Annotated in this window: 5 protein-coding genes and 3 pseudogenes; 3 read left to right on the top strand and 5 right to left on the bottom strand. The window is 69.8% G+C overall.

Going from position 1 to position 5,092, the window contains the following annotated elements:
* Positions 1–280, top strand: a pseudogene (locus ACFW1A_RS38420) (hypothetical protein); the annotation flags it as partial.
* 477 nt (positions 281–757) lie between these two features.
* Here the strand turns inward: ACFW1A_RS38420 and ACFW1A_RS38415 are convergent.
* Together ACFW1A_RS38415 and ACFW1A_RS38410 are read right to left on the bottom strand one after the other, a co-directional pair.
* Entirely contained in the window at positions 758–1,150 is a 393-nt protein-coding gene (locus ACFW1A_RS38415) for a hypothetical protein (RefSeq protein ID WP_380417946.1), read from the bottom strand.
* Positions 1,151–1,197: 47 nt separating this feature from the next.
* On the bottom strand, positions 1,198–1,689 hold the full coding sequence (locus tag ACFW1A_RS38410; RefSeq protein ID WP_380417944.1) for a hypothetical protein: 492 nt from the start codon (positions 1,687–1,689) through the stop codon (positions 1,198–1,200).
* A gap of 71 nt (positions 1,690–1,760) precedes the next feature.
* Between ACFW1A_RS38410 and ACFW1A_RS38405 the strand changes: the two genes are divergently transcribed.
* On the top strand, positions 1,761–2,141 hold the full coding sequence (locus ACFW1A_RS38405; RefSeq protein WP_380417942.1) for a MarR family winged helix-turn-helix transcriptional regulator: 381 nt from the start codon (positions 1,761–1,763) through the stop codon (positions 2,139–2,141).
* A gap of 313 nt (positions 2,142–2,454) precedes the next feature.
* On the opposite strand, the pseudogene ACFW1A_RS38400 reads toward ACFW1A_RS38405, so the two are convergent.
* From ACFW1A_RS38400 to ACFW1A_RS38390, 3 genes and pseudogenes are all read right to left on the bottom strand, one after another.
* Positions 2,455–2,922: pseudogene (locus ACFW1A_RS38400) on the bottom strand (transposase); the annotation flags it as partial.
* Between the two features lie 375 nt (positions 2,923–3,297).
* Positions 3,298–3,699: pseudogene (locus tag ACFW1A_RS38395) on the bottom strand (glycoside hydrolase family 1 protein); the annotation flags it as partial.
* A 167-nt stretch (positions 3,700–3,866) separates the two neighbouring features.
* Positions 3,867–4,787: a LysR family transcriptional regulator gene (locus ACFW1A_RS38390; protein ID WP_380417940.1), complete on the bottom strand. Its 921-nt coding sequence runs from the start codon at positions 4,785–4,787 to the stop codon at positions 3,867–3,869.
* A 107-nt stretch (positions 4,788–4,894) separates the two neighbouring features.
* On the opposite strand from ACFW1A_RS38390, the gene ACFW1A_RS38385 reads away from it, so the two are divergent.
* Positions 4,895–5,092 (top strand): alcohol dehydrogenase catalytic domain-containing protein (locus ACFW1A_RS38385; protein ID WP_380417938.1); only part of this gene is annotated, 198 nt, incomplete at its 3' end.

The following is a 5,092-nucleotide window of genomic DNA, read 5'->3' as shown; positions in this document are numbered from 1 at the left end:
TGTGTCCTACGCGGTTGACGGTGACCTCGTCGTCCACGAGGAGCCCTACGGACCCGTCACACCGTTGCGAGAGGGCGACGCCCGTTGGGATCCCGTCTGGTGCGCCGGTCTGATCGACGTCACCGACCCGACCGAGTTCTGGGGCCCGAAGCTGTTCCTCCTGGCCGAGCGGGTGATGGGCGTGACGATCGAACGGTCATGGTTCACCCGGCCGCTGAGAACCGCTGAGCTCCCCGACTCTGCGACATTCATGAACACGCCGGCCTGGGAGATCCCCTGAACCCCGAGCTCTACCGCGCGCACCTGGGCGATGGGCCTGCGGTTCCTACTCCGACGCTGACCAAACCTGCTCAGGTGCTCTCCCCTCCCATCGGGTGATCCCGCCCGGCGTGTCCGGTTGGTTCGTGTCCAGCCGGAAAGCCTGCGTTCGCAACGAGTTCGGCCTGTTCGGGGGCCTGGGCGCTGACGCGGGAGGAAGACGCGGATGCGCAACTCGACCAGGTCCGACTCGCCTGCCCGGACATCGCCAGGGCGTGCGACCTCGCCCGCGTCTTCCGCGAGCTGGTCCGCAACCGCCAAGGCCAACTTCTGCTCGACTGGATCCGCCAGGCCGAGCAAGACAGCCCCGGCCCGATCCGCGGTTTCGCCGGGCTTCTCCGCAGGACCTCGACGCGGTGACCGCCGGCCTGGCCCTCGTCTGGAGCTCCGCCATCGTCGAGGGTCACGTCAGCAGGGTGATTCTGTGGAATCTGTTTCGTCAAGCAGAGTCGTTGCGGCCGAAGGTGATGTTGACGTCGTGCCATGCGGGAAGGCTGGCCAAGTATTGAAGGGCGTTCTCGCAGGCGTCGGCCTGAGCGGTGTGACCGCCCCGGTCGATGCTGGTCATCGCGAGCATCAGACCCAGGATGTGGAGGTCCGGATCGCCGCCGGAGTCCCCGGTGGCGAGGGCGTCGAGAACTTCGCGCAGTGTCTGGGTGTAGTCGATCTCCCGACCGGTGACCGGGGCACGGGCTGCGACATCAGCCAGGCCGGCCAAGATCTGCTGAGGAACGACCTGCCGGCCATCCCGCAGCGGCCAAGGGGTCGTCGACGCTGCTTCAACCAGCCGCCGAGCGTGCTCGGCGAAATCAGAGTGTTGCGAGTGCTCCATTGTTTCCTCCCGGTCGTGCCATGAATCATTCTGTGAGCTCGGCGGTTTCAAGCCGTGTGCTTGTGCATCACGTCGAGGTAGTGCCGGTCACGGTGCGGCACGTGATTGTCCCGCCCGGGCAGGCTGAAGACCCCGCAGACGTCAGCGGGCTGGGTGAGGATGCTCGACTGCTCGCCGAAGGTGAGGGTGCTGTTGACCGCATGTTGGCAGCCAGCGCCGTCGAGGGCGGCGATCAGCTCCTCGCGGAGGACGGTGGCCTCGAACGACTCGGAATCAGGCAGGACGAGCGGCGGAAGTTTGGTGGTCGAACCGGGCCAGAGGTTGATCCAGATTCCGCTGACGGCCCGCTGAGTGACCACCAACTGCAGCCCGTCCCAGGAGTAGGGGTAGCCGTCGATGTCGGGCCCCTTCATGCGGTGGGCCGGGTGCGGGCGCCCCGGGCCGAGAAGGTCTTCAGCCTCAGCCAGGGACATTCCGCAGCTCAGGGGGCCGATCCGACCGGTGCGGGAGAAGTCGACGAGTACGTCCATCAAGGTCACGACAGTGACTGTGGCACTCTCCCGAGCCGGTTCGCACCTCGAAATCAGCGCGGTGCCGCGCTTGCGCTGCCTTGCCGGACGGCGACGAGTGGCAGGAGGCGCGCAGTGGCCGGGACGTCGAGTTCGCGTGGTGTCGGGCCTGCGGGTCCACCAGCGGCGTCACCCGCCTGGTGGACCGACTCGAACGCGGAGGCCTGGCCACCCGGGAGACCGCACCCGGCGACCGTCGCAGCACGTACGCGGTGCTCACCGCAGCGGGTGCGGACAAGATCGACCAAGCGCTTCCCGCGTACTCCGATGCCGTCCGGCACTGGCTGATCGACCAGCTCACCCCGGAGCAGCTCGATGGCCTCCTTGCTGCCCTCCGCATCCTGCGCGACCGACTGCGCCCCGACTCCGCCACCATCACTCCACCAATGGCAGAGGACCGCACCGGGACGGCAGCGGGCTAGCTGTACCGGTATGCCGGGTTGGAGCGGAGGGCAGTCGTGTTCGTTGAGGTCGTGTTCGCTGGTCTGCCGATCGACCGTGATGAGGTCGAGGAGGCGTTGGAGGCGGCGTTTCCGGTCCGAGGGTGAGATCACGGGCGCCGGTGGCGGGATGGGACGTTGCCATCTCGACCTGGAAACCGGGGCGGGTCTGGACCCGGACACGGCGCTGGATCGACTCCGGGGCGTGCTGGCCGATCTCGGAGTCGAGGAACACACGACGCTTAACGTCAGCGATTGATCAGGCGGCCGCAGGTCGGCCGCCCCAGCGGATGCCCTACTCGCTGCGGATGCGGGCGCGTTCGCGGCGTTGGGCGGTCAGGACGTCAGGGTGGCGGGCGTTGGCGTTGCGCCAGCGCAGGTAGGCGTGCAGTGCGCGGGTCTGGACCGTGTGGTTCGGGTGGTTGGAGTTGGCGAGGGTGAACTGCCGCAGCGGCCCGAAGTGCGCCTCGATCGGGTTCGCCCAGGAGGCGTTGGTCGGGGTGAAGCAGAGGTGGACGTTATTGTTCTTCGCCCAGCGCAGGACCTTCTTGCCGTTGTGGGCGGAGAGGTTGTCCAGGATCACGTAGACCGGGGCGCCGTCCGGGCGAGCAGCACGGATCGACTTGAGCGCGGCCAGGGTGTTCGCGGTGCCCGTCCGGCGCCGGTTGACGCCCCACAGGGTGTCGTCACCGACCGAGTATCAGCCGTGGAAGTAGGTCACGCCGTGAGTTCGTTTGTAGGTCGCCGGCAGCCGGTCGGGCCTGCGCTTCTCTTCAGGCTGGACAGCTCCGCAACCCGTACACGCCCTCGACACCACGGCCGCCCCTGCTCATCCGCTCGCCATCGACACCCCAGTTGTGACAGTAGTCCCCGGCACTGACAGGTCAGGATGACGAAGTACACACTCCCATCCTGATAGGTCGTCACCAAGCGAAGGGCTTCCCGGCGTATGCGAGTTCCTCCAGTCCCGAGGGCCGCGATGGTCGGCTGTTGGTCTCGACCATTCGAAGGGATCCGGGGACGAGCTCAAGGCGGGTCTATGGCTCGGCGTTCCACCCCGTCGCCTGCTCCACACAACAGCTGCTGTCGAGGTCGAACACCGCGCATGACCGTTGGTTCAACGACGACGTGTAGATCAGCCGCCCCCGTCCTCCAAGCCCTGCGGCAGGTCCCAGTGGAACAGCGTCGGCAGCGGCGTGATCCCGGCGCCCCGCAGCTCGTCGACCAGGCGGTCGTAGAAGTCGAGGCCGCCGACGTTCACCGCGCCGGATCCGGTCGGCTGGATACGGGGCCAGGCGATCGAGAAGCGGTACCCGTCCAGCCCCAACTCCCGCATCAGCGCGACGTCCTCGCGGTACCGGTGGTAGTGGTCGCACGCCACCGCACCCGTCTGCCCGCCCTTCACCGCCCCGTCCCGCGCCACGAACACGTCCCACACCGACGGCCCGCACCCGTCCTCGTCCACCGCTCCCTCGATCTGGTAGGCGGCGGTGGCGACGCCCCACCGGAAGTGGGGCGGGAACGCGGAACCCTGCGGCATGGCGGCCTCCATCGGCTCAATATGAGGACCACTCATGTTAAGCCCAATGCCCCCGGAGCACACCAGCCTTCGCAACTCCCCGACCGGGACGGCGCCCCGACGGACGACCAGCCCACCGTCGAGGCCGCCACCCGGCCGGGTACCGGCCCGTGCCCGCAGGCGGGGCCTCAGGCGCCGGCCGTTCCGCCCACCAGCTGTGCGGCCGCGAGGCCGGCGGCGATCGCGGGCTGGCGGGCCGTCCCCCGGCGCAGGGCCACCTCGATGGTGCGGGCGAGCCTGCGGTCCGTCACCGGACGCACCGTCATCCGCGGCGGCAGCCGGTCCGCGGTCGCGGCCAGGTGCGAGATCAGGGCGGTGTGCCCGCCGCTCGCGGCGAGGGCGACCATGGCGGTGAAGTCGGTGCAGGTGTGCCGCACCTGCGGGGTGAAGCCGGCCGAGCGGCAGGCCTGCAGCACGGCGTCCCCGCAGTCGGTCTGCGGCGGGGCGGTGATCCAGGAGGTGTCCGCGAGCTCACGCAGGTCGAGCGGGGCGCCGACCGGGTCGGCTGCCGGGTGGTCGTCGCGCAGCACCGCGACCAGCGGGTCGGTCCGCAGGGTGCGGGTCTCGATGCCGGGGTCCGGCGGGGTGGCGAGGTTGGTGTACCGGTAGACCAGGGCGAGGTCGACCCGGCGCTGCAGCAGCAGCCGCGCGGCGGCCTCGGGCTCCGCCTCGGTGATGTGCAGCCGCAGGCCGGGGTGGGCGTGCTCCAGGGCCTCGCCGAGCGGGACCGCCAGCGCGGCCAGCGCGCTCGGGAAGCAGGCCAGGCGCAGCGCGCCGACCGGCTCCCCGGCGCCGGACTGCAGGCGGTTCTGGGCGTCCTCGAGCGCGGCGAGCACCTGCTCGGTGTCCGCGGCCAGCCGGTGCCCGGCGGCGGTGAGGTAGACGGACCGGCCGGACCGCTCCAGCAGGCGGGTGCCGGTCTCCTCCTCCAGCAGCCGCAGCTGCTGCGACACGGCGGAAGGCGTGACCCGGTGCAACTCGGCCACGGCGGTCACCGTGCCGTGGGCGTCCAGGTCGCGGAGGAGGACGAGCCGTCGAACATCGAGCATTAGTTCAGCTTAACGACATGCTGTAGGAGATGTAGCTGGACGCAGCCCGGCCCCTGGAGCGACCCTGACTGCGCCAACCCGAATCCCTGACCTGCAGGAGTGCTCCCGTGCGCGCCACCGTGATCCACGGCCCCCACGACATCCGGATCGAGGAGGTCCCCGACCCGGTCGTCCGCCGGCCCACCGACGCGGTGGTGCGGGTGGTCAACGCCTGCATCTGCGGCAGCGACCTGTGGGCCTACCGCGGGGTGGCCAGTCGCGAGCCCGGGCAGCGGATCGGGCACGAGTTCCTCGGCTTCGTCGAG

It is taken from the genome of Kitasatospora sp. NPDC058965 (genome assembly GCF_042741245.1).
Classification (GTDB): Bacteria; Actinomycetota; Actinomycetes; order Streptomycetales; family Streptomycetaceae; genus Kitasatospora.
This window is presented reverse-complemented; position numbering and strand designations above follow the sequence as displayed.